The following is a 22,030-nucleotide window of genomic DNA, read 5'->3' as shown; positions in this document are numbered from 1 at the left end:
AGAGATGCCTGACGAGATAATCGACCTTCCTTGCGTCCCTTTCGGAGAGACCTCATGACCGATCAGACCAAACGTTCCCTGCTGAAGCTGGCGAGCCTGGGCTCGCTCGCGGCCGCTGCCGTACTGGCCGGCTGCGGCAAGAAGGAAGCCGAAGCACCGGCACAGGCCCCCGCGCCCGTGACCGAGGCCTCCGCACCGGCGCCCAAGTCCGAGCCGCTGAAGATCGCCTTCGCCTACGTGGGCCCGGTGGGGGACGCCGGCTGGACCTATGCGCACGATCGCGGCCGCAAAGAGGTCGAGGCCGAGTTCGGCAACAAGGTGGTCACCAGCTACGTCGAGAACGTGCCCGAGGCGGCGGACGCCGAGCGTGTGATCCGCGACATGGTGGGCCAAGGCAACAAGCTCATCTTCGGCACCACCTTCGGCTACATGGAGCCGATGCTCAAGGTCGCCGCCGATCACAAGGACGTGAAGTTCGAGCATGCCACCGGCTACAAGACGGCCGAGAACATGCGCATCTACGACTCGCGCACCTACGAGGGCGCCTACATGGCGGGGGTCATCGCCGGCAAGATGACCAAGACCCACACGCTGGGCGTGGTGGCCTCGATCCCGATCCCCGAGGTGATCCGCAACATCAACTCGTTCACGCTGGGCGCGCAGTCGGTCAATCCCAAGATCAAGACCAAGGTCGTGTGGGTCAACAAGTGGTTCGACCCGCCCAAGGAAGGCGAGGCCGCGCAGTCGCTCATCAACCAGGGGGCCGACGTGCTGATGCAGAACACCGACTCGTCGGCCGTGCTGCAGACGGCCGAGAAGGCCGGCAAGTTCGGCTTCGGCTGGGACTCCGACATGAGCGCCTTCGGCCCCAACGCCCACCTCGCGTCGGCCGTCATCAACTGGGGCCCCTACTACAAGAAGGCCGTCAAGGAAGTGCTCGAAGGCACCTGGAAGACCGAGCAGAACTGGTGGGGCGTCAAGGAAGGCGCGATCGACCTCGTCTCCGTCTCCGACAAGGTGCCTGCCGACGTCAAGGAGCAGGTCGAGAAGATCAAGGCCGGCCTGAAGGACGGCAGCTTCGTGATCTGGAAGGGCCCGATCGTCGACCAGAACGGCAAGGAAGTGCTCGCCAAGGACCAGGTCGCCGACGACAAGTTCCTGCACAGCATCAACTGGTACGTCAAGGGCGTCGAAGGCAAGGTGCCGACGGGCAAGTGACGATGCGAGCGCCCCGGCGAGAGGACACTCGATCGACGGGGCGGTGCGCCTGCAGGACGGCCGCCGGGGTCATGGGCTCCGGCGGCCGTCGTGCTTCCCGGGGCCCGCCGAGCGATGATGGGCGCGCGCCGTGGGCCCCGGGAGTCCGGGGCGAGGGCCGACCGACGCTGCCTGCACGACCATCGCATCGGCCCCCCTGTGTGTCGAGACGAGCACACCGCGAAAGGACAGGACCATGACGACCCTCCCGCGTATCGATCGCGACCGCTTGCCGGCCTTGCTCGAGGCCATGCCCAAGGCCGAGCTGCACATCCACATCGAGGGTTCGCTCGAGCCGGAGCTGATGTTCCGCCTGGCCGAGCGCAACGGCGTGGCGTTGCCCTACCCGAGCGTGGAGGCGCTGCGGGCGGCCTACGCCTTCAAGGACTTGCAGAGCTTTCTGGACATCTATTACGCCGGCGCCAGCGTGCTGCGCACCGAGCAGGACTTCCACGACATGGCGTGGGCCTACCTCGTGAAGGCGGCGCAGGAGCACGTGGTGCGTGCCGAGATCTTCTTCGACCCGCAGACGCACACCGCACGCGGTGTCGAGATGGGCACCGTGGTCGCCGGGCTGTCGGGGGCGCTGGAGCGCGCGCGCCGCGAGCTGGGTGTGAGCTGCGATCTCATCCTGTGCTTCCTGCGCCACCTGAGCGAGGAGGACGCCTTCCAGACGCTGGAGCAGGCCCTGCCTTATCGCGACCGTTTCATCGGCGTGGGCCTGGACTCGAGCGAACGCGGCCACCCGCCGGAGAAGTTCGCGCGCGTGTTCGCCCGCTGCCGCGAGCTGGGCCTGCACCTCGTCGCCCACGCAGGCGAGGAGGGGCCGCCCGAGTACATCCGCAGCGCATTGGACGTGCTCCACGTCGAGCGCATCGACCACGGCGTGCGCTGCGTGGAGGATCCCGCCCTGGTGCGGCGGCTGGCCGAGCAGCGGGTGCCGCTGACGGTCTGCCCGCTGTCCAACGTCAAGCTGTGCGTGTTCTCGCGGATGGAAGACCACAATCTGGGACAATTGCTGGCTCGCGGCCTGGTCGCCACGGTCAATTCCGACGATCCGGCCTACTTCGGGGGCTACCTCAACCAGAACTTCCAGGCCTGCTTCGAGGCGCTGCCGCTCGATGCCACGCATGCGTGGCAGCTGGCGAGCCACAGCTTCGAGGCGAGCTTCGCCGACGCCGCGGACAAGCGGCGCTGGCACGAGCGTCTGGCCGAGACCTTCGAGCAGTTCGCCTAGCCGTCCTCCGCGCCCCAGGAGGCACGGCCGTCCTTCCTGGGGCCATGTAGAGGACAACCATGTTCAAAAACCTCATGGGCCGCGCCGCGCGTGGGCGGCGGGCCGCCACCGTCACCCTCGGCCTGTGTGCCTGCCTCTCCCTCTTGCCCGTGAGCCCCGCCGCGGCGCAGCCGCAAGGCGCGGTGCGCGGCGAGTTGAAGGTGGGCTTCGTGTTCGTGAGCCCCGTCGGCGAGGCGGGCTGGACCTACCAGCACAACCAGGGCCGCCTGGAACTCGAGAAGAACCTCGCGGGCAAGGTGCGCACCAGCCATGTCGAGAACGTGGCCGAAGGCGCGGAGTCCGAGCGCGTGATCCGCGACCTGGCGCGCGAGGGGCACCAGCTCATCTTCACCACGAGCTTCGGCTACATGGACCCGACGCTGCGGGTGGCCAAGGAGTTCCCGAACGTCGCGTTCGAGCACATGGGCGGCTACAAGTCGGCGCCGAACATGGCCACCTACAACGCGCGCTTCTACGAGGGCCGCTACCTGGCCGGCCTGGTCGCGGGCAAGATGAGCAAGACGGGCGTCGTGGGCTACGTCGCGGGCTTTCCGCTGCCGGAGGTGGTGCAGGGCATCAACGCCTTCGCCATCGGTGTGCGCGAGGTCAACCCCAAGGCGCAGGTGAAGGTCGTCTGGCTCAACGCCTGGTTCGATCCGTCGCGCGAGCGCGATGCGGCGCTCACGCTGATCCACCAGGGTGCGGACGTCATCACCCACCACAGCGCGTCCTCCGCCGCGGTGCAGGCGGCCGAGGAGCGCGGGGCGATGAGCATCCCTTACCACAGCGACATGCGGCGCTTCGCACCGAAGGGGCAGCTGACCGCGGTGACGCACCACTGGGGCCAGTTCTACACGAGCGTCGCGCAGGCGGTGCTGGAGGGGCGCTGGCGCGCCCAGCCCTCGTGGGGCGGCGTGGCCGACGGCACGGTGCGGCTCGCGGCGTTGCACGAGTCGGTGCCCAAGGAGACGGTCGAGGTGGTGCGTCAGCGTCAGCAGGCGATCGCGGCCGGCCGGTTCCATCCGTTCTCGGGCCGCATCGTGGACAACGAGGGGCGCGTGCGGCTGGCGCAGGGCACGCTCGGCGAGAAGGAGATCGCCGAGATGAACTACCTGGTCGAGGGCGTGGTCGGGCAGGTGCGGTAGCCCGGCGAGGGCCGTCCGCGCCGGGCGGGGGTGGCCGCGTGCCCGCCTGCTCCCGCGGCGCCGCTCAACCTCGCTGCCCCGCGGCCTCCACCCGCAGGATGCGTCCGTCCTCGCTGTCGGTGAGCAGGTAGAGCCAGCCGTCCGGCCCCTGCCGCACGTCGCGCAGGCGCTCGTTCAGCGTGGGCAGCAGGCGCTCCTCGCGCACCACGCGGCGGCCGTCCAGTTCCAGGCGCACCAGCACCTGCGCCCGCAGCGCGCCGACGAAGAGGCTGCCCTTCCAGCCGGGGTAGCGGTCGCTCGTGAGGAAGGCCATGCCGCTCGGCGCGATCGAGGGCACCCAGTGGGTGAGCGGCGGCTCCATCCCGGGCTTGTCGGTGCCTTCGCCGATCTTGAGGCCGGTGCCGTACTCCCGCCCGTGGGTGACGACCGGCCAGCCGTAGTTGCGGCCGGGTAGCACCACATTGACCTCGTCGCCGCCCTGCGGTCCATGCTCGTGCGTCCACAGCTCGCCCGTCTGCGGGTGCAGCGCCGCGCCTTGCACGTTGCGGTGCCCGTAGCTCCAGATCTCCGGACGTGCGCCCGCGCGGCCGACGAAGGGGTTGTCCGCCGGCACGCGCCCGTCGGGCTCGATGCGCACGATCTTGCCCAGATGCACGCCCAGATCCTGCGCCTGATCGCGGTAGCGGAAGCGGTCGCCCAGCGTGACGAAGAGCTTGCCCTGGCGGTCGAACACCAGCCGCGAGCCGAAGTGGGCCGAACCGCCCACCTTGGGTTGCTGGCGGAAGATGACCGCCACCTCGCCGAGGCGCTGTCCTTGCAAGCGACCTCGCGCGACGGCCGTGCCGGCACCGCCGTCGCCAGCCTCGGCATAGCTCCAGTAGACGAGGCCGTTGTCGGCAAAGCGCGGGTCGAGGGCGACGTCCAAGAGGCCTCCCTGGCCTTCGGCCACGACCTTGGGCAGGCCTTCGACGGGCGGGCCGAGGCGGCCGTCCGGGCCGACGAGGCGCAGCCGCCCGGGGCGCTCGGTCACCCACATGCGCCCATCGGGCAGGAAGGCCAGGCCCCACGGGTGTTGCAGCCCCTTGGCAACCGTCACGACGCGCAGGGCAGGGCTCTGTGCCGCAGCCGGTCGCCCGGGGACCAGGCCCGCCACGACCGCGGCAGCGGCACCGGCTCCTGCCGCCCCCAGCAGACGGCGGCGTTGGAGGGACGCGGCGTGCGGCGAGCGGGGCGGCATGCGAAGCAAAGGGGGCATGGGCAAACTCCTGGGCTGATCGGCGTCGAACGCGAGGCCTGACGGGCGCTTCATGCTGCCCCAAGGCGCCCACGCACGCCAGGGCAGGGGGCTTTGTCGTCGCGCACTGCCCGGCCGGGGTGCGGCCGGGGTGCGGGCGGGGACGTGCGGGCGGCGGGCTCAGGCCTCCAGGCGCACCAACGCGCCGTTGGCGCCGTCGGTCAACAGGTACAGCCATCCGTCCGGCCCCTGCCGCACATCCCGGATGCGCTGCCCCCATTCGCGCAGCAAGGCCTCCCGGAAGACCACCTGTTCCCCCTCCAGCCCCAACCGCCACAAGCCCCGGCCGGCGAGCGCGCCGGTGAACAGATGCCCCTGCCAGGCCGGGATGCGGCTGGACGTGCACAACGCCAGCCCGCTGGGCGCGATCGAGGTCGGCACCCAGGTGGTGGCCGGCTCGACGAAGGCCGGGGCGTGCGTGCCGCCCCCGATGGCGCAGGCGCTGCCGACCGGCTCCCCATAGGCGCAGCCGTAGCTGCGCAGCGGCCACCCGTGGTTTCCGCCCGCGCGGGTCAGGTTCAACTCGTCGCCGCCTTGCGGGCCGTGCTCGCAGGTCCACAGCACGCCCCTTTCGGCGTCCCAGGCGGCGCCCTGCACGTTGCGGTGGCCCAGGCTCCAGATCTCGGGGCGGGCCGCAGGTTGGCCGACGAAGGGGTTGTCGGCCGGGATGCGGCCGTCCGTGCCGACCCGCACCACCTTGCCCAGATGGGTGTCCAGGCGCTGCGGGCCATCGCCGGCCTGCATGCGGTCGCCGAGGGTGAGAAAGATCGTGCCGTCGCCGGGCAGCGCGAGACGGCCGCCGAAGTGCGCGCTGCCCGCCACCTTCGGGCTCATGCGGAAGATCACCTCCATGTTGACGAGGCGGGCACGGGCGAGATCGAGTTCCGCGCGCGCCAGGGCCGTGCCGCTCAGCGACGGGTCGGCGGAGTCGGGCTCCGCATAGCTCAGGTAGACGAGGCGATTGGTGGCGAAGGCCGGGTCGAGCGCGACGTCGAGCAAGCCGCCTTGCCCCTCGAAGCGCACGGCCGGCACGCCGTCGAGAGGAGCCGAGACCTGGCCCTGGGGAGTGACCGTGCGCAGGCGGCCCGGCTTCTCGGTGACGAGCATTCGCCCGTCGGGCAGGAAGGCCAGGCTCCAGGCGGCGGCCCATCCATCCGCCACCAGGACCCGCCGCAGCGCCGGCGAGGACGCGGGCGCCGGTGCCGCCGGTGCGGGGGGCGCGGCGGGGCGGTTCGAGCCGCCGCCTCCGCAGCCCGCCAGCGCGGCCCAGGCCGACCACGCGCCCAAACGCAGCAGGCAGGCGCGCCGTTCAGCGTCACAGGCGGGTGCCGAGCGCGGCGAAGCCGCCCCGGCGAGTGGCGCAGGCGAGGAAGGCCGGTCGCGTGTGGCCATGGTGGCTCCCTTCTTCGGCGCGGGAAGGCCCGGCCGTCCTGCGAGTGTCCAGCAACCGGTCTGCCTGCGCCAGAACGGCCAGGCCGTGGGGCGGCCTTCGGCCGCGTCGCGCCATCGTCACCACTGGGGCGATGGGTGCAGGACGTGGCGGCGCCGCTCGGGGCGGCCGGACGCCGCGCCTCAGGCCACCGCTTCCACCACCATCTGCACGCGCGCCTGGCCGTTGTACTCGTCCAGCGCGAGTCGGAAGGCGATGTGCGCCCGCTCGGGCAGGGGCTCCTGGCGGCCGAAACAGATCGCGTCGCGCACCTGGCCGTGGTGGCGCAGCGTGAGCTTGAGGTGTTTGTCGCCGACGATGCGCTGCGCGAGCACCTCGACGTCGTCGTTGAAGATCGGCGCCTCGAAGGCCTGGCCCCAGACCTCGCGCTCGAGTGCCTGCACGACCTGCGGGTCGAACCACTGCGGCTCGAGCGGGCCGTCGGTGGCCACCACGCGGTGCAGCAGCGGTGCGTCCAGCCACTGCGACGCCACCTGCTGGAAAGCGTGCTCGAACAGGTCGAAGTCCTCTTCGGCGATCGTGCAGCCCGCGGCCATCGCGTGCCCGCCGAACTTCTTGAGCACCCCGGGATGGCGCTTGCTCACCAGGTCGAGCGCATCGCGCAGGTGAAAGCCCGGGATGGAGCGGCCCGAGCCTTTGAGCAGCCCGTCCTGGCCGAGCGCGAAGACGAAGGTGGGCCGGTGCAGCTTGTCCTTCAGGCGCGAAGCGACGATGCCGACCACCCCTTCGTGGAACTCCGGGTCGAAGATGGCGACGGCCGGGGGCGGTTCGTCCTCGGGCATCAGCGACTCCAGCAGCAGCTCGGCCTGCTCGCGCATGCCGGCCTCCACGTCGCGACGCTCGCGGTTCATCGCATCGAGCTGCTGCGCCAGTTCCATCGCGCGGGCCGCATCGTCGGTGAGCAGGCATTCGATGCCCAGCGTCATGTCCGCCAGGCGCCCGGCCGCGTTGAGCCGGGGCCCGAGCGCGAAGCCGAAGTCGAAGCAGCAGGCCCGGGCCGGGTCGCGGCGCGCCACCTGGAACAGCGCGGCCACGCCGGGCTGCATGCGGCCCGAGCGGATGCGCTTGAGCCCTTGCGCGACGAGGCGCCGGTTGTTGGCGTCGAGCCGCACCACGTCGGCCACCGTGCCGAGCGCGACCAGGTCGAGCAGCGCATCGAGCCGCGGCTGCTCGGCCGGCGAGAAGGCGCCGCGCCGGCGCAGCTCGGCCCGCACCGCGAGCAGCACGTAGAACATCACGCCGACGCCGGCGATGCTCTTGCTCTTGAAGCCGCAGGCCGGCTGGTTGGGGTTGACGATCACGGTGGCCGGCGGCAGGAGCACCTCGTCGCCCTGACGGGCGGGCAGGTGGTGGTCGGTCACCACCACGTCCACGCCGCACGCGCGGGCGTGGCGCACCCCCTCGAAGCTGGCGATGCCGTTGTCGACCGTGACGATCACGTCGGGGCGGGTGCGCAGGGCCAGGTCGACCACCGCCGGCGAGAGGCCGTAGCCGTGCACCGCGCGGTCGGGCACCACGTAGCCCAACGTGTCGGGGGCCGCGCCCAGCAGGCGCAGGCCGCGCAGCGCCACGGCGCACGCGGTGGCGCCGTCGCAGTCGTAGTCGGCCACCACGCACAGGCGCTTGCCTTGCTGGATCGCGTCGGCGAGGAAGGCGCCGGCCTCGGCGCAGCCGTGCAGCGTGTCGGGCGCGAGCAGGCGGGCGAGGGAGTCGTCCAGCTGCGCGGCGTCCGAGATGCCGCGGGCCGCGTACAGCCGGGCGAGCAGCGGGTGGATGCCGGCTTGTTCCAGGGCCCAGGCGGCGCGCGGGGGGACGTCTCGGGGAACGATCTTCATGGGCACGGTCAGAGGGTGAGGAGCACGTCGGTGGCTGGCGCGGGGCGAGCGAAGCGCTGCACCAGGCGCGTCGTCCACGATCGCGCGCGGGGCTCGTAGCGCGCGGCATGACGCTCGCCGCACAAGACGAGCGCCACCGGCTCGGCCCGATCGAGCGCGGCGGCCAGCGGGGCCAGCACCTCGTGGTCCAGCCGCTGCCAGGTCTCGCGCCAGGCGAGCCAGTCTTCGTTCAGGCTGGCCTCGCGCAGATCCCACACGACGCGCCAGCCCTCCAGCGGGCGCTCGGGCTGGCGGGGGCCGCAGCCGCTCAGCCAGAAGGAGTTCACCGGCAAGGCGCCGCGCGCCAGGCGTGCCTCGGTGAGCGGGTGCGTGTAGAGCAGCATCTGCACTTCGTTTTGCAGCCGGCGCAGCAGCCGCGCTTGCGGGTGGTCGGGCATCCACAGGTCCACGTTGCGGCCGATGACGCGGTCGGGCGAGGCGGTGGGCAGGTCGGTGAGGCTTTCGTGCGCTGCATACCAGCGCGTGGGTGCGCCCCACACCAGCGCCCAGCCTTCGGACTCGAACAAGTGGCGCACCGCCTCGAGCAACGCGCGCGATTCGGCCTCGTCGAGCGCGAGGCGTCCGGGGTCGAGCATCGTGACGTGGTCCGTGCCGACGTGCCAGTGCGCCGGGGTCAGCAAGCCCCAGCTCAGATCCCCGGTCTCGATGCCGTCGCGAGCGGCCCAATGGGCGGCCCAGGGCAGCGCCCCGTCCGCACCGGCCAGGCCGAGCAGTTCGGCGAGCACGCGCTCGTGGGGGGGGGAGAGTGAATACTCGTGGGACTCGTTGCGCGAGACCGGGGTCATCCGCTCGAGCAGCCTCGAGAGCACCGGCAGCTCCATGTCCTTGAGCACTTCATGGCAGCCGTCGGACATGGCCGAGGCAAAAGGGATCAGCAGATGCATGGACCTCGATTATCGCGGCGCGCGCTCCTGGCGCCCCCCCGCCTCGTGACACGCCTGTGCACGACGTCGCGGTCCCCCGCCTGCTAGCATCGGCGGCTGTTTGCCGCGGCGGCGACGCGCGGCGCTCGTACTTTCGATTCATGAACTGGCCTTACGAACTGCAGATCGGCTGGCGCTACACGCGCGCGGGCCGTGCCACCCGCCGCAACGGCTTCATCTCCTTCATCTCGGGCGTGTCGATGCTCGGCATCGCGCTGGGGGTGGCGGCGCTCATCATCGTGCTGTCGGTGATGAACGGCTTCCAGAAGGAGGTGCGTGACCGCATGCTGTCGGTGATCTCGCACGTGGAGGTCTATGCGGCCGACGGGCAGGCGCTGCCCGACTGGCGGGCGGTGGCCGAGCAGGCCGCGCGTCATCCGCAGGTGCGCGGCGCGGCGCCCTATGTCTCGGCCCAGGCCTTGATCGCCCACGGCGAGCTGATGCGCGGCGCCTTGGTGCGGGGGATCTCGCCCGCAGAAGAGCCGCAGGTCACGCCGCTGGCCCAGCAGCTCGAGGACACCGTGCTGCCGCGCCTGGTGGCCGGGGAGTGGGGCATCGTGCTCGGTGGCGAGCTGGCCCGGGCGCTCGGCGTGCGCGAGGGCGACAAGATCACGGTGGTCGCCCCCAGCGGCCAGGTGACGCCTGCCGGCGTGGTGCCGCGGCTCAAGCAGATGACCGTCGTCGGCACCTTCGAGGCCGGCCACTACGAGTACGACAGCGCGCTGGCCTTGATGCACCTGGACGACGCCGCCAAGCTCTTCAGGGTGGAGGGCCCGACGGGCGTGCAGTTGCGCCTGGCCGACGTGCACCGCGCGCGCGAGGTGGCGGGCGAGCTGGCGCAGATGCTGACCGGCAGCCTGCTCATCAGCGACTGGACGCGGCAGAACCGCAACTGGTTTGCCGCGGTGCAGCTCGAAAAGCGGATGATGTTCATCATCCTGACGCTGATCGTCGCGGTGGCGGCCTTCAATCTTGTCTCGACGCTGGTCATGACGGTGACGGACAAGCGCGCCGACATCGCCATCCTGCGCACGCTGGGCGCGAGCCCCGCCTCGATCATGGGTATCTTCATGGTGCAGGGCGCCACCTCCGGTGTGATCGGCACCGCCAGCGGACTGCTGCTCGGGCTGGCGGTGGCCTTCAACATCGACGTCATCGTGCCGGCCATCGAGCGGGCCTTCAACGCCAGCTTCCTGCCCAGCAGCATCTATCTCATCAGCCGCATGCCCAGCGACCCGCAGGCCTCCGACATCGTGCCCATCGTCGCGATCTCGCTCGTGCTGGCGTTCGTGGCGACGCTGTATCCGAGCTGGCGGGCCAGCCGCGTGCAACCAGCGGAGGCGCTCCGGTATGAGTGATTGGGTCATGCAAAGCCCCCAGGCCGCCGCGCCGGGCCGCCCCAAGCAAGGCCTGGCCCCTCTCGGAGGGGTGACCGCCGCAGGCGGGCGGGGTGCCGTCATTGCGCAACCGGCGGAGGCACTCCGGTATGAGTGATTGGGTCATGCAAAGCCCCCAGGCCGCCGCGCCGGTGCTGCGGGCCTCGGGTCTGCAGAAGCGGTTCCACGAAGGGCCGCTGGACGTGCATGTGCTCCAGGGGGTCGATCTCGAAGTGCGCCCCGGGGAGGCGGTGGCCATCGTCGGCGCTTCGGGCTCCGGCAAGAGCACGCTGCTGCATCTGCTCGGTGGCCTGGACGCGCCCACCGAGGGGCGTGTCGAGCTGCGCGGGCGCGATTTCTCCGGCATGAGTGCGCGCGAGCAGGGGCTGTGGCGCAACCAGCACCTCGGGTTCGTCTATCAGTTCCATCACCTGCTGCCCGAGTTCACGGCGCTCGACAACGTGGCGATGCCCTTGCGCATCCGTCGCGTGCCGCTCGCCGAGGCCCGGCAACAGGCCCAGGCGATGCTGGAGCAGGTGGGGCTGGGCGCGCGGGCGCTGCACCGGCCCTCGGAGCTGTCCGGCGGCGAGCGCCAGCGCGTGGCGATCGCCCGCGCGCTCGCAGCGGGGCCCGCCTGCGTGCTCGCCGACGAACCGACGGGCAACCTCGACCGCGGCACGGCGGACGCGGTCTTCCAGCTGATGCTGGGGCTCGCACACCAGCGCGGCACGGCGTTCGTCGTCGTCACCCACGACGAATCCCTCGCCGCCCGTTGCGACCGCGTGCTGCACCTCGTGGGCGGGCGTCTGGCCTGATCCCCGCGGCGGCGAGGGCGGGCCTTCAACCGGGTATCGTTGCTGCATGTGGATCGACACCCACTGCCACTTGGACGCGCCGGAGTTCGCCTTCGAGGTGGGCGAGGTGGTGGCGCGTGCGAAAGGGGCCGGCGTGCATCGCCTCGTCCTCCCCGCCGTCGGCGAGGAGGACTGGGACGCGGTGCGCGAGCTGGCGCATGCCCACGACGCGGTCTACGCATTGGGGGTGCACCCCCTGTACGCCTCGCGGCAGTCGCCGGACGTCATCGACCGCCTCGCCGAAGCCCTGGAGCGCCACCGGGCCGATCCGCGTCTCGTGGCGGTCGGCGAGATCGGACTGGACCACTTCGTCCCGGACCTCGACCATGACCTGCAGGAGCGGCTGTACCTGGAGCAGTTGCGGCTCGCCCGCCGTTTCGAGTTGCCCGTGCTGCTGCATGTGCGCCGCGCGGTGGACGCCGTCCTGAAAGGTTTGCGACGGCTCGAGGTGCCCGGCGGCATCGCCCATGCCTACAACGGCAGCGAGCAGCAGGCCGCGGCCTTCGGCTCGCTCGGAGTGGCGCTGGGGTTCGGCGGGGCCATGACGTTCGACCGCGCGTTGCAGCTGCGACGGCTCGCCGCCTCGCTGCCGTTGGAGGCCCTGGTGCTGGAGACGGACGCGCCGGACATCCCGCCGCAATGGTTGTACAAGTCCGCCGCGCAGCGCGCGCTCGGCGACACGCACCGCAACGAGCCGGCCGAGTTGCCGCGCATCGCGGCGACCTTGGCGGGGCTGCGCGGCATGGCCGTCGAGGAGTTGGCCGCGGCGACGACCGCCAACGCACACCGCGTGCTGCCCCGCCTCGCGGCCTTGGAAGCAGCCGCGCGATGAGCACGCGACGCTCCGACACGCCACTGCGCTGCGGCAGGGCCGGGCAGGAGGTGAGGGTGCCCGCGCGCGCGACAGGGGCGGTCGAGCGGCTGCGAGGCCTGCCCCCGGTGCTCGCTCCGCACACGCGGCTGGTGGTGCTCGGCAGCTTCCCCAGCGTGGCGTCGCTCGGCGCACGGCAGTACTACGCGCATCCTCGCAATCACTTCTGGCCCATCCTCTGTGCGCTGTGGGGCGTGGACCTGCGCGCGATGCCTTACGAGGCCCGCCTGGAGGTGGTGCGCTCGCGCGGCCTGGGCATCTGGGACGTGTACGCGCAATGCCGGCGCGAGGGCAGCCTGGACAGCGCGATCGAGGATGCGCAGTTCAACGACTTCGATCGCCTGCTGCGCGAGGCCCCCGCCCTGGAGGCGCTCGCGCACAACGGGGGCGAGTCGGCCCGGGCGATGCGGCACACGCGCACGCTCGGCGTCGCGGTGTATCGGCTGCCGTCCACCAGCCCAGCGAACGCCTCCTGGAGCTTCGAGCGCAAGCTCGAAGCCTGGCGAGAGGTGTTCACGGCCCACGGTCTCGCATGAAGGACACGATGACCGCCTCGACCCGCAGCCGCAGCCGGCGCCTGCCGCCCGTCACCGTCTCCGAGAGCGACGGCGTGCGCTACCTGCACCTCGGCACGCCTTGGGTGCAAGGCGCCATGCGCGTCAAGAAGCCCTTGCACCTGGAGCTCGAGTACGTCCAGCGGATGATGGCCTGGATGCTGCTGCGCGAGCCCCAGGCGCTGACCGAGGGCCATGCGGTGCAACTCGGGCTGGGCGCGGCGGCGATCACCAAGTTCTGCCACCGCAAGCTGCGCATGTACACCACCGCGGTGGAGCTGAACCCGCAGGTCATCGAGGTGTGCCGCCAATGGTTCCGCCTGCCGCTGGACGACGAGCGGCTCACCGTGATCGAAGGCGACGCGGGCCTGTACGTGCGGCAGCCCGAGCTGGAGGCCAGTGCCGACGTGCTGTGCGTCGATCTCTACGACCACGAGGCGGCCAGCCCCGTGCTCGACGACGAGAGTTTCTACCGCGGCTGCCACCGGCTGCTGGCGCCGGGCGGGGTGATGAGCGTCAATTTGTTCGGGCGCGACGCGAGCTTCGAGCGCTCGGTCCAGCGCATCGCGGCCGCCTTCGGCGAGGAGGCGATCTGGGTCTTGCGGCCCACGAAAGAGGGCAATACCGTGGTGTTGGCCACGAAGGAGCTGGCGGTGCCCCCGCGCGCCGAGCTTGCCGCCCGCGCCGAAAACATCGAAACTCGATTCGCTTTGCCGGCCGGCAAGTGGTTGCGGATGATGAAACGCTGGCATCCGTGAGCGCCGGCGGCGCGTCCTGCCTTGCCGCAGGTCGTCGCGTCGTGATCGGAGGGTAGTGAACTTGACCGCTGGCACTGTGGTTTCTTCCTCGTCTTCTTCCGCGAAAGCTGCCCGCTCCCGATTCAAGGGCCGGCTCGACTGGCGCGTGCTCGTCGCGTGGCTGCGCGAGGACGGAGCGCTCACGCCCGAGGAGGCTCAGCGCATCTCGCAACGCCTGGCCGCGGGCGACAGCGCGCAGCATCCGCTGGTGCGGCTGGCCAACGTCGGCATCACCGACGCGCGCAGCGGCACGGCGCTCGATGTCGAGGGCCTGACGCAGTGGCTGGCCGCGCGCGCCGGCAAGGAGTACCTGCGGATCGACCCGCTCAAGGTCAACGTGGGGCGCATCGCCGACGTGATGTCGATCACCTATGCCGAGCGGCACCGCGCGCTGCCGGTGGACGTGGGCGCGCGCGAGATCACCATCGCCACCTGCGAGCCCTTCGACACCGACTGGCTGCCCGAGATCGAGGCCCACACCCGCAAGCCGATCAAGCTCGTGGTTGCCAGCCCGAGCGAGGTGCAGCGCTACACCACCGAGTTCTACACGCTCGCCAAGTCGGTGCGCGCGGCGCAGAAGACGGGCGAGGTGGCCGGCCCCGCCAACTTCGAGCAACTGGTCGAACTGGGCAAGGCCAAGCAGCTGGACGCGAACGATGCGGGCGTCGTGCAGGTGGTCGATTGGCTGTGGCAGTACGCCTTCGACCAGCGCGCCTCGGACATCCACCTCGAACCTCGCCGCGAGATGGGGGCGATCCGCTTCCGCATCGACGGGGTGATGCACACCGTCTACCAGCTGCCCTTGTCGGTGATGGCCGCGATGACCAGCCGCATCAAGCTGCTGGGCCGCATGGACGTGGTCGAAAAGCGCCGGCCGCTGGACGGACGCATCAAGACGCGCAACCCCAAGGGCGAAGAAGTGGAAATGCGCCTGTCCACCTTGCCGACCGCCTTCGGCGAGAAGCTGGTGATGCGCATCTTCGACCCGGAATCCACCGTCAAGTCGCTGGACGCACTGGGGTTCGGCGCTCACGACGCGCAGCGTTGGGAGCATCTCGTCTCCCAGCCGCACGGGGTGATCCTGGTCACCGGCCCGACGGGCTCGGGCAAGACGACGACGCTGTATTCCACGCTCAAGCGCCTCGCGACCGACGAAGTCAACGTCTGCACGATCGAAGACCCGATCGAGATGATCGAGCCGGCCTTCAACCAGACGCAGGTGCAGCCGCAGCTCGATCTGAACTTCGCCAACGGACTGCGGGCGCTGATGCGCCAGGACCCAGACATCATCATGGTCGGCGAGGTGCGCGACCTGGAGACGGCCGAGATGGCCATCCAGGCGGCCCTGACCGGTCACCTGGTGTTCACCACCTTGCACACCAACGACGCGCCCTCGGCCATCACCCGGCTGCTCGACCTGGGCGTGCCGCCGTACCTCATCAACGCGACGGTGCTCGGTGTGCTGGCGCAACGCCTGGTGCGCACGCTGTGCCCGCATTGCAAGCGCCCGGACGAGCAGTTCTCGAAGGACACGCTCGACCAGGCCATCCAACCGTGGCGCATGAACGGACAGTTCAGGCCCTACAAGCCGGTGGGCTGCATCGAGTGCCGCATGACCGGCTTTCGCGGCCGTGCGGGGCTGTACGAGCTGCTGACGGTGACCGAGCCCTTCAAGGCGCTCGTCAACGCCACCCCGGACTTGTCCCGAATGCGACAACAGGCCGCGCAAGACGGTATGCGACCGCTGCGGCTGGCGGGCGCAATGAAGGTGGCCGAGGGGCTGACCACGCTCGACGAGGTGCTGCGGGCCACGCCCACGTGGGAGGCGTGAGCGGCGCAGCCCCCGGGGCCTCCAAGGCCGGGACCCAAGTCGATCGGGGGTGGGCTGCGCTACGTGTAATCCACAGCGCCTGCCGCAAGAGGTGGTTCCTAGAATCCCGCCAGCCGTCCTTCGGCTTGCAAACTCGGCCCCTGAAGGCCCCTGGTGCGGGCCGTGCTGCCTCGTGGCCGAAGGTGCCGGAACCGGCCCCAGGGCAGCGGGGCGGCTCGACGGTTCAAGGAATGCGCCCCCGGATCGGGCGGCACCGAGCCCTGCCCTTCATGGCAGGCAGACTCGGGGCAGCCGGCGATTCGTCGGGAGGGGGAGGCGTGAGGCGGCCTGGCGTTACTTGAGAGGAGTCAAACATGAAGATTAAGAGCCAGAAGGATTTCGTTTCCGGGCTCATGTTCATCGTGGTCGGTGCCGCGTTCGCGTGGGGCGCCACCGAGTACACCTTCGGCACATCGGCCCGTCCCGGACCGGGGTACTTCCCGTTCGGTCTGGGCGTCCTGCTGGCGATCCTCGGTGCGATCGTGACGTTCAAGTCGCTCACGATCGAGAGCGAGAACGGCGACCCCATCGGCTCGATCGCCTGGCGGCCGCTGATCCTGATCCTCGGTTCCGTGGCCGTGTTCGGCTTCGCGTTGCCCCGGCTGGGCCTGGTCCTCACGATCCCGCTGCTGATCCTTATCTCGACGCTGGCCGGTGACGAGTTCAAGTGGCGCGACGTCATCCTGCTCACCATCGTCTTGACGGTGCTGTCGTACGTCGTGTTCGTCTGGGGCCTTTCGCTCGTGATCCCCATGTGGCCGAGCTTCGCCGCCTGAGCGCCCGTCCATCCCGAGGTTCGTATGGAACTGATCAACAATCTGCTGCTGGGCTTTCAGACCACGCTCACCCTCACCAATCTTGCATACGCGTTCTTCGGATGCGTGCTGGGCACACTGATCGGCGTGCTGCCCGGCCTCGGCCCGGTGGCCACGATCGCGATGCTGCTGCCCTCGGTGTACGCGCTCGATGCCACGCCGGCGCTCATCATGCTGGCCGGCATCTATTACGGCTCGCAGTACGGCGGCTCGACCACGGCCATCCTCATCAACGTGCCCGGCGAGTCCGCCTCGGTAGTCACCGCGATCGACGGCTACCAGATGGCGCGCCAGGGCCGCGCGGGCGCCGCGCTGGCGGCGGCCGGGCTGGGCTCGTTCTTCGCGGGCTCCGTCGCCACGCTGGTGCTGGCCGCCTTCGCGCCGCCGCTCACCGAGATGGCGTTCAAGTTCGGCCCGGCCGAGTATTTCTCGCTCATGGTGCTGGGCCTCATCGGTGCGGTGGTGCTGGCCTCCGGCTCGCTGATCAAGGCGGTGGCGATGATCGTCCTCGGCCTGCTCATCGGCCAGATCAACACGGACGTGATCTCCGGCGTGCCCCGGTTCTCGTTCGACATCCCGGAGCTGTCCGACGGCATCAACTTCGTCGTCATCGCGATGGGTGTGTTCGGCTTCGGCGAGATCATCGCCAACCTGGGGCAGCCCCCCGAGCATCGCGAGGTCTTCACGAAGGACGTGAAAGGCCTGTGGCCGACCAAACAGGACTTCAAGGAGGCGGCCCCCGCCGTGCTGCGCGGCACAGCGCTCGGATCGCTGCTCGGCGTGTTGCCTGGCGGTGGGGCGCTGCTGTCGTCGTTCGCCGCCTACACGCTGGAGAAGAAGCTCTCGAAGACGCCGGAGAAGTTCGGCAAGGGCGCCATCCAGGGGGTGGCCGGTCCCGAGTCGGCCAACAATGCCGGCGCGCAGACCTCCTTCATCCCGATGCTGACGCTCGGCATCCCGCCCAATGCCGTGATGGCACTGATGGTGGGTGCGATGACGATCAAGGGCATCCAGCCCGGCCCGCAGGTGATGACCAGCAACCCCGACCTCTTCTGGGGGCTCATCACCTCGATGTGGATCGGCAACCTGATGCTCGTGATCCTCAACCTGCCGCTCATCGGCATCTGGATCAAGCTGCTGACCCTGCCGTACCGGTTCCTGTTCCCGGCGATCCTGCTGTTCTGCTGCATCGGCCTGTACACGCTGAACAACAACAACTTCGACGTGTACCTGGCCGTGCTGTTCGGGGTCATCGGCTATGTCTTCTACAAGCTCGGATGCGAGCCGGCGCCGCTGCTGCTGGGGTTCATCCTCGGGCCGATGATGGAAGAGAACCTGCGCCGCGCCTTGCTGTTGTCGCGCGGCGACTGGAGCACCTTCATGACGAGGCCCCTGTCCGCGGGCCTGCTGCTCGCCGCGCTCGCCCTGGTGGTGATCGTGATGCTGCCGGGCATCAGCCGCAAGCGCCAGGAAGCGTTCCAGGACGCGGACTGACCTTCCGGCGTCTCGGGTGTCTGGCAAGGGCCGCGATGTGCGGCCCTTTTTCATGATGCGAAGCGGGCCCGGCAGCCTGCCCGGCGCGTGCGGTGGCGCTGCGCGCAAAGCGCGTGAGCGACAAGCACTTAGAGCGGGGCGGGCGTCGGGATAATCCGCGCCAGGAGGAGAGACTGCCGATGCTGACACCGCATCCCTGGAGAGAGACGCTGCACAACGAAGTGCACGCCCGGCCGTACGAGCGGCTGCAGGCGCCGCTGGCTCTGACGCACCTGGCGCTGTTGACCCCGCCCGGCGACCCGGCCAGCCGCGAGCACCTGCATCGCCTGCTGCGCGCGCGGCACTTGCCGCTGCCCGCCGCGGAGGCCAGCCACCTGAGCATCGACCTCGGGGGCGTGCGGCTGCGCTGGGAGCAGCACACCGAGTTCCAGAGCTACACGTTCTGGCGCCACCTCCCGGACAACCCCACGAGCTTCGATCCCACCGCGGTGTCGGCCGTCCCGCAGGACTGGTTGCGCGCGGTGCCGGGCGAGTGGCTGGTCGGCATGCATGTGGTCGTCACCTCGTCGCGCGACGACAGCGCCGACCCCCTCGTGCGCGGTTGTCTGGACGAGGACACGCTGGTCGGCTCCACCGTGATGGATGGGCAGGCGGAGGTCTACACCGACTTCCGGCTCCATGGCGACGGGTTCGCCCGTGTCGTGGTCGTGGCCGCGCACATGCATCCGCGTCGCCTGGGGCGCGCGGTACAGCGGCTGCTGGAGATCGAGACCTACCGGATGATGGCGCTGCTCGGGCTGCCAGCCGCGCGCCAGGTGGGCGCGACGCTGGCCGATGCGGAGCGTGACCTGGCGCAGATCGCGGCCGAGATCCGCAGCGCCGAGCGCGACCGCGAGCCCGAACTGCTGCGCCAGCTCACCCAGCTGGCGGGCCGGGTGGAGAGCCTGTATGCCAGCACCCACGCGCGCTTTTCGGCGAGCGCGGCGTACTTCGAGCTGGTGCAACGCCGCATCGAGGAGCTCAACGAGCACCGTCTGGCCGGATTGCAGACGATCAGCGAGTTCATGGACCGGCGCCTCGGCCCCGCGATGCAGACCTGCGCCTGGGCTGCGCGGCGGCAGCAGCAGCTGTCGGAACGCATCTCGCGCACGAGCAATTTGCTGCGCACCCGCGTCGAGATCGAGCAGCAGCAGAGCAGCCAGGCACTGCTCGACGCCATGAACCGCCGCCAGAAGGTGCAGTTGCGCCTGCAAAGTGCGGTCGAGGGCTTGTCGGTGGCCGCGATCACCTACTACGGGGCCGGCCTGGTCGGCTACTTGGCCAAGGGGGCCAAGGAGGCGCACCTGCTGCCGCTCGCTCCCGAGATGCTCGTGGCCGCCTCGATTCCGCTCATTGCCGGGGCCGTGTGGCTGGGTCTGCGACGCCTGCACGAAATGGCTCTGCGGGCCGCCTGAGGTCGGCGCCCGCCGCCCGGAGCGGGCCGATCCCTCTGGGGGAGCGGGCGCAGCCCCGGGGCCCAGAGACGAGGCCCCGGGCGCTCACATACAGCGAGCTGAACGCCTGCAGCGGCTCGGCGCGCGGACGATAATCGTCGGATCCTTTCTCTCGGCGTGAGACGATGAGCGATCCGTTCCGCTACGAGTATCCGTATCCCACGCCGCGGCTGCCGGTCTTCGGCCGCAATCTCGTCGCCACCTCCCACCCCGCGGCCGCGCTGGCCGGCCTGCGCATGCTGCTCAAGGGCGGCAATGCGGTCGACGCGGCCATTGCCGCGGCGGCGGCGATGACGATCTACGAGCCGGTCAGCAACGGGCTGGGCAGCGACGCCTTCTGCATCCTGTGGGACGGCCAGCAACTGCACGGGCTCAACGCCTCCGGGCCTGCGCCGGCGGGATGGACGCCCGGGTACTTCCGCCGCAAGTACGGCGACGACGTGCGCACACCGCCCAAGCGCGGCGTGGACAGCGTCAGCGTGCCCGGCGCGGTGGCGGGCTGGGTCGCACTGAGCGAGCGCTTCGGCCGCCTGCCGTTCGCCGACCTGATGGAGCCGGCGATCGAGGCGGCTGAGTGCGGCTATGCCGTGCCCACGGTCGTCGGGCAGAAGTGGGCCGCGGCGGTGGCCGAGTTGAACTCGTTGCCGGGCTTCGCCGAGGCCTTTCTGCCCAGTGGGCGGGCCCCCGCCGTCGGCGAGCTCTGGCGCTTTCCGGCGGCGGCGCGCACCCTGCGGCTCATCGCCGAGACACGCGGCGAGGCCTACTACCGCGGCGAGATCGCCGCCGCGATCGCGGCCCACGTGCGGGCGCACGGCGGGGTGCTCGGCGAAGCCGACCTCGCCGGGTTCCGGCCCGAGTGGGTGACACCGATCGCCAAGCGCTACCGCGACTACACGCTGCACGAGATCCCGCCGAACGGACAGGGCATTGCCGCGCTGATGGCGCTGGGCATCCTGTCGCAGTTCGACCTCGCCTCGATGGACGTGGACGGCGTCGATGCGCAGCACCTGCAGATCGAGGCGATGAAGCTCGCCTTCGCCGACGTGTACCGCTACGTCAGCGAGCCGGCGAGCATGACCTGTAGCGCCGGCGACCTGCTCGACGACGGCTACCTGCGCGAGCGTGCGCGCCTGATCGACCTGAAGCGTGCGCAGGACTTCCGGGCCGGCAATCCGGTCAAGGGCGGCACGATCTACCTCACCGCGGCCGACGAGCGCGGCATGATGGTGAGCTTCATCCAGAGCAACTACATGGGCTTCGGCTCCGGTGTCGTGGTGCCGGGCTACGGAGTATCGCTGCACAACCGGGGCCACGCGTTCTCGCTGGACGACGCGAGCCCCAACGTGGTGGCGCCCGGCAAGCGGCCGTTCCACACCATCATTCCGGGGTTCCTCACGAAGGACGGGCAGCCGGTGATGAGCTTCGGCGTGATGGGGGCGAACATGCAGCCCCAGGGCCATGTGCAAACGCTCGTGCGCATGATCGACCATGCGCAGAACCCGCAGGCCGCCTGCGATGCGCCGCGCTGGCGGTTCAACCAGGGCCTGTCGCTGAACGTCGAGTCGACGATGGCGCCCGGGCTGGTCGAGGCGCTGGCCGCGCGCGGCCACCGCCTCGAAGTCATCCAGGACTCGTACCAGGACTTCGGCGCCGGCCAGTTCATCTGGCGCCTGGGAGACCCGGCGCGCGAGGGCTATGTCGCGGCCAGCGACCCGCGGCGCGACGGGCAGGCGGTCGGCTGGTGAGCTCGGCCGCGGTCAGGCCCGCCGCTCCCCTGGCGGGCGGGCTCATGCTCGCACTGCTGGGCAGCATCGCCTTCTCGGGCAAGGCCATCATCGTCAAGCTGGCCTACCGGCACGGGGTGGACGCGGTCACGCTCATCATGTACCGCATGCTGTTCGCGCTGCCGCTGTTCGCGCTGATCGCCTGGTGGGCCGGGCGGGGCAAGCCTGCGCTGGCGCGGCGCGACTGGCTCGGCATCCTCGGGCTGGGCGCGAGCGGGTACTACCTGGCGAGCTTCCTCGACTTCATGGGGCTGCAGTACATCACTGCGAGTCTCGAGCGCCTGATCCTGTACCTCAACCCGACGCTGGTGCTGGCGCTCAGCGTGTGGCTGTTCGGCAAGCGCGTCACGTGGCGGCAGCTGGTGGCGATCGCCGTGAGCTACAGCGGCGTGCTGCTCGTCTTCGGCCACGAGGTCAACTTCGAGGGGGCCAACGTGCTGCTCGGCTCGGCGCTCGTGTTCGCGAGCGCGGTGTCGTACGCGATCTACCTCGTCTACAGCGGCGAGATGGTGCAGCGACTGGGTGCCTTGCGGCTGGTGGGCTGGGCCAGCCTCGTGGCCTGCGTGCTGTGCATCGCGCAGTTCGTGGTGCTGCGCCCGTGGTCGGCCGCCCTGGTGGCGCCCGAGGTGATCTGGCTGTCGGTGCTCAACGCCACGCTGTGCACCGTGGCGCCGGTGCTGATGGTGATGATGGCCATCGAGCGGGTTGGCGCCACGGTCACGGCCCAGACGGGGATGGTGGGGCCGCTGTCCACGCTGATGATGGGCGTCCTGATCCTCGACGAGCCGTTCACGGGATGGATCGCGGCGGGAACGGCGCTGGTGCTGGTGGGCATCTGGATGCTCGCCCGATGGAAGGATTGAACACGACAAGGAGCAAACG

Annotated in this window: 18 protein-coding genes; 14 read left to right on the top strand and 4 right to left on the bottom strand. The window is 70.3% G+C overall.

Annotated elements, in window-relative coordinates; all coding sequences use genetic code 11:
* The first annotated feature begins 54 nt into the window (after positions 1–54).
* The 3 genes from OMP39_RS11125 to OMP39_RS11115 all read left to right on the top strand — a co-directional run bounded on the left by OMP39_RS11125 (position 55) and on the right by OMP39_RS11115 (position 3,678).
* Positions 55–1,218, top strand: coding sequence for a BMP family ABC transporter substrate-binding protein (locus OMP39_RS11125; protein ID WP_264891792.1), 1,164 nt, complete (start codon positions 55–57; stop codon positions 1,216–1,218).
* 235 nt (positions 1,219–1,453) lie between these two features.
* Entirely contained in the window at positions 1,454–2,494 is a 1,041-nt protein-coding gene (locus OMP39_RS11120) for an adenosine deaminase (protein WP_264891791.1), read from the top strand.
* Positions 2,495–2,553: 59 nt separating this feature from the next.
* The gene (locus OMP39_RS11115; RefSeq protein WP_264891790.1) at positions 2,554–3,678 is read left to right on the top strand and encodes a BMP family ABC transporter substrate-binding protein; all 1,125 of its coding nucleotides are present in this window, start codon (positions 2,554–2,556) and stop codon (positions 3,676–3,678) included.
* A 64-nt stretch (positions 3,679–3,742) separates the two neighbouring features.
* Here the strand turns inward: OMP39_RS11115 and OMP39_RS11110 are convergent, their stop codons facing one another.
* The 4 genes from OMP39_RS11110 to OMP39_RS11095 form a co-directional block, all read right to left on the bottom strand.
* Complete coding sequence (locus tag OMP39_RS11110) at positions 3,743–4,915, bottom strand: PQQ-dependent sugar dehydrogenase (protein WP_425340676.1); 1,173 nt, start codon at positions 4,913–4,915, stop codon at positions 3,743–3,745.
* 177 nt (positions 4,916–5,092) lie between these two features.
* Positions 5,093–6,364, bottom strand: coding sequence for a PQQ-dependent sugar dehydrogenase (locus OMP39_RS11105; protein WP_264891788.1), 1,272 nt, complete (start codon positions 6,362–6,364; stop codon positions 5,093–5,095).
* A gap of 180 nt (positions 6,365–6,544) precedes the next feature.
* Positions 6,545–8,257, bottom strand: coding sequence for a single-stranded-DNA-specific exonuclease RecJ (gene recJ, locus OMP39_RS11100; protein ID WP_264891787.1), 1,713 nt, complete (start codon positions 8,255–8,257; stop codon positions 6,545–6,547).
* An 8-nt stretch (positions 8,258–8,265) separates the two neighbouring features.
* Complete coding sequence (locus tag OMP39_RS11095; protein ID WP_264891786.1) at positions 8,266–9,201, bottom strand: hypothetical protein; 936 nt, start codon at positions 9,199–9,201, stop codon at positions 8,266–8,268.
* Positions 9,202–9,341: 140 nt separating this feature from the next.
* Between OMP39_RS11095 and OMP39_RS11090 the strand changes: the two genes are divergently transcribed.
* The 11 genes from OMP39_RS11090 to OMP39_RS11040 all read left to right on the top strand — a co-directional run bounded on the left by OMP39_RS11090 (position 9,342) and on the right by OMP39_RS11040 (position 22,011).
* A complete protein-coding gene (locus tag OMP39_RS11090; RefSeq protein ID WP_264891785.1) occupies positions 9,342–10,598 on the top strand; it encodes a lipoprotein-releasing ABC transporter permease subunit in 1,257 nt (418 codons plus the stop codon).
* Between the two features lie 128 nt (positions 10,599–10,726).
* Positions 10,727–11,431, top strand: a complete 705-nt coding sequence (gene lolD, locus OMP39_RS11085; RefSeq protein ID WP_264891784.1) for a lipoprotein-releasing ABC transporter ATP-binding protein LolD — start codon at positions 10,727–10,729, stop codon at positions 11,429–11,431.
* Positions 11,432–11,477: 46 nt separating this feature from the next.
* Positions 11,478–12,302 carry a TatD family hydrolase gene (locus OMP39_RS11080; RefSeq protein ID WP_264891783.1) on the top strand — a complete coding sequence of 275 codons (825 nt, stop codon included), beginning with the start codon at positions 11,478–11,480 and terminating at the stop codon, positions 12,300–12,302.
* Positions 12,299–12,877, top strand: coding sequence for a DNA-deoxyinosine glycosylase (locus OMP39_RS11075; protein WP_264891782.1), 579 nt, complete (start codon positions 12,299–12,301; stop codon positions 12,875–12,877). The genes OMP39_RS11080 and OMP39_RS11075 overlap by 4 nt, the downstream gene beginning before the upstream one ends.
* 8 nt (positions 12,878–12,885) lie before the next feature.
* Positions 12,886–13,653, top strand: a complete 768-nt coding sequence (locus OMP39_RS11070; RefSeq protein WP_264891781.1) for a spermine/spermidine synthase domain-containing protein — start codon at positions 12,886–12,888, stop codon at positions 13,651–13,653.
* Positions 13,654–13,729: 76 nt separating this feature from the next.
* Positions 13,730–15,523: a type IV pilus assembly ATPase TfpB gene (gene tfpB, locus OMP39_RS11065; protein ID WP_264894541.1), complete on the top strand. Its 1,794-nt coding sequence runs from the start codon at positions 13,730–13,732 to the stop codon at positions 15,521–15,523.
* 353 nt (positions 15,524–15,876) lie between these two features.
* The gene (locus OMP39_RS11060) at positions 15,877–16,338 is read left to right on the top strand and encodes a tripartite tricarboxylate transporter TctB family protein (protein ID WP_264891780.1); all 462 of its coding nucleotides are present in this window, start codon (positions 15,877–15,879) and stop codon (positions 16,336–16,338) included.
* 24 nt (positions 16,339–16,362) lie between these two features.
* A complete protein-coding gene (locus OMP39_RS11055) occupies positions 16,363–17,871 on the top strand; it encodes a tripartite tricarboxylate transporter permease (protein ID WP_264891779.1) in 1,509 nt (502 codons plus the stop codon).
* A gap of 179 nt (positions 17,872–18,050) precedes the next feature.
* On the top strand, positions 18,051–19,325 hold the full coding sequence (locus tag OMP39_RS11050; RefSeq protein ID WP_264891778.1) for a DUF3422 family protein: 1,275 nt from the start codon (positions 18,051–18,053) through the stop codon (positions 19,323–19,325).
* A gap of 164 nt (positions 19,326–19,489) precedes the next feature.
* Positions 19,490–21,109, top strand: coding sequence for a gamma-glutamyltransferase family protein (locus OMP39_RS11045; RefSeq protein ID WP_264891777.1), 1,620 nt, complete (start codon positions 19,490–19,492; stop codon positions 21,107–21,109).
* A gap of 44 nt (positions 21,110–21,153) precedes the next feature.
* Entirely contained in the window at positions 21,154–22,011 is an 858-nt protein-coding gene (locus OMP39_RS11040; RefSeq protein WP_264891776.1) for a DMT family transporter, read from the top strand.
* Positions 22,012–22,030 lie beyond the last annotated feature (19 nt).

Source organism: Schlegelella aquatica (assembly GCF_026013905.1).
GTDB classification, from domain to species: Bacteria; Pseudomonadota; Gammaproteobacteria; order Burkholderiales; family Burkholderiaceae_C; genus Caldimonas; species Caldimonas aquatica.
This window is presented reverse-complemented; position numbering and strand designations above follow the sequence as displayed.

Bases quoted from the DNA above. Each gene is read 5' to 3' on its own strand.
- OMP39_RS11125 (WP_264891792.1), top strand. From the start codon at position 55: ATGACCGATCAGACCAAACGTTCCCTGCTGAAGCTGGCGAGCCTGGGC.
- OMP39_RS11120 (WP_264891791.1), top strand. From the start codon at position 1,454: ATGACGACCCTCCCGCGTATCGATCGCGACCGCTTGCCGGCCTTGCTC.
- OMP39_RS11115 (WP_264891790.1), top strand. From the start codon at position 2,554: ATGTTCAAAAACCTCATGGGCCGCGCCGCGCGTGGGCGGCGGGCCGCC.
- OMP39_RS11110 (WP_425340676.1), bottom strand. From the start codon at position 4,915: ATGCCGCCCCGCTCGCCGCACGCCGCGTCCCTCCAACGCCGCCGTCTG.
- OMP39_RS11105 (WP_264891788.1), bottom strand. From the start codon at position 6,364: ATGGCCACACGCGACCGGCCTTCCTCGCCTGCGCCACTCGCCGGGGCG.
- recJ (WP_264891787.1), bottom strand. From the start codon at position 8,257: ATGAAGATCGTTCCCCGAGACGTCCCCCCGCGCGCCGCCTGGGCCCTG.
- OMP39_RS11095 (WP_264891786.1), bottom strand. From the start codon at position 9,201: ATGCATCTGCTGATCCCTTTTGCCTCGGCCATGTCCGACGGCTGCCAT.
- OMP39_RS11090 (WP_264891785.1), top strand. From the start codon at position 9,342: ATGAACTGGCCTTACGAACTGCAGATCGGCTGGCGCTACACGCGCGCG.
- lolD (WP_264891784.1), top strand. From the start codon at position 10,727: ATGAGTGATTGGGTCATGCAAAGCCCCCAGGCCGCCGCGCCGGTGCTG.
- OMP39_RS11080 (WP_264891783.1), top strand. From the start codon at position 11,478: ATGTGGATCGACACCCACTGCCACTTGGACGCGCCGGAGTTCGCCTTC.
- OMP39_RS11075 (WP_264891782.1), top strand. From the start codon at position 12,299: ATGAGCACGCGACGCTCCGACACGCCACTGCGCTGCGGCAGGGCCGGG.
- OMP39_RS11070 (WP_264891781.1), top strand. From the start codon at position 12,886: ATGACCGCCTCGACCCGCAGCCGCAGCCGGCGCCTGCCGCCCGTCACC.
- OMP39_RS11060 (WP_264891780.1), top strand. From the start codon at position 15,877: ATGAAGATTAAGAGCCAGAAGGATTTCGTTTCCGGGCTCATGTTCATC.
- OMP39_RS11055 (WP_264891779.1), top strand. From the start codon at position 16,363: ATGGAACTGATCAACAATCTGCTGCTGGGCTTTCAGACCACGCTCACC.
- OMP39_RS11050 (WP_264891778.1), top strand. From the start codon at position 18,051: ATGCTGACACCGCATCCCTGGAGAGAGACGCTGCACAACGAAGTGCAC.
- OMP39_RS11045 (WP_264891777.1), top strand. From the start codon at position 19,490: ATGAGCGATCCGTTCCGCTACGAGTATCCGTATCCCACGCCGCGGCTG.
- OMP39_RS11040 (WP_264891776.1), top strand. From the start codon at position 21,154: ATGCTCGCACTGCTGGGCAGCATCGCCTTCTCGGGCAAGGCCATCATC.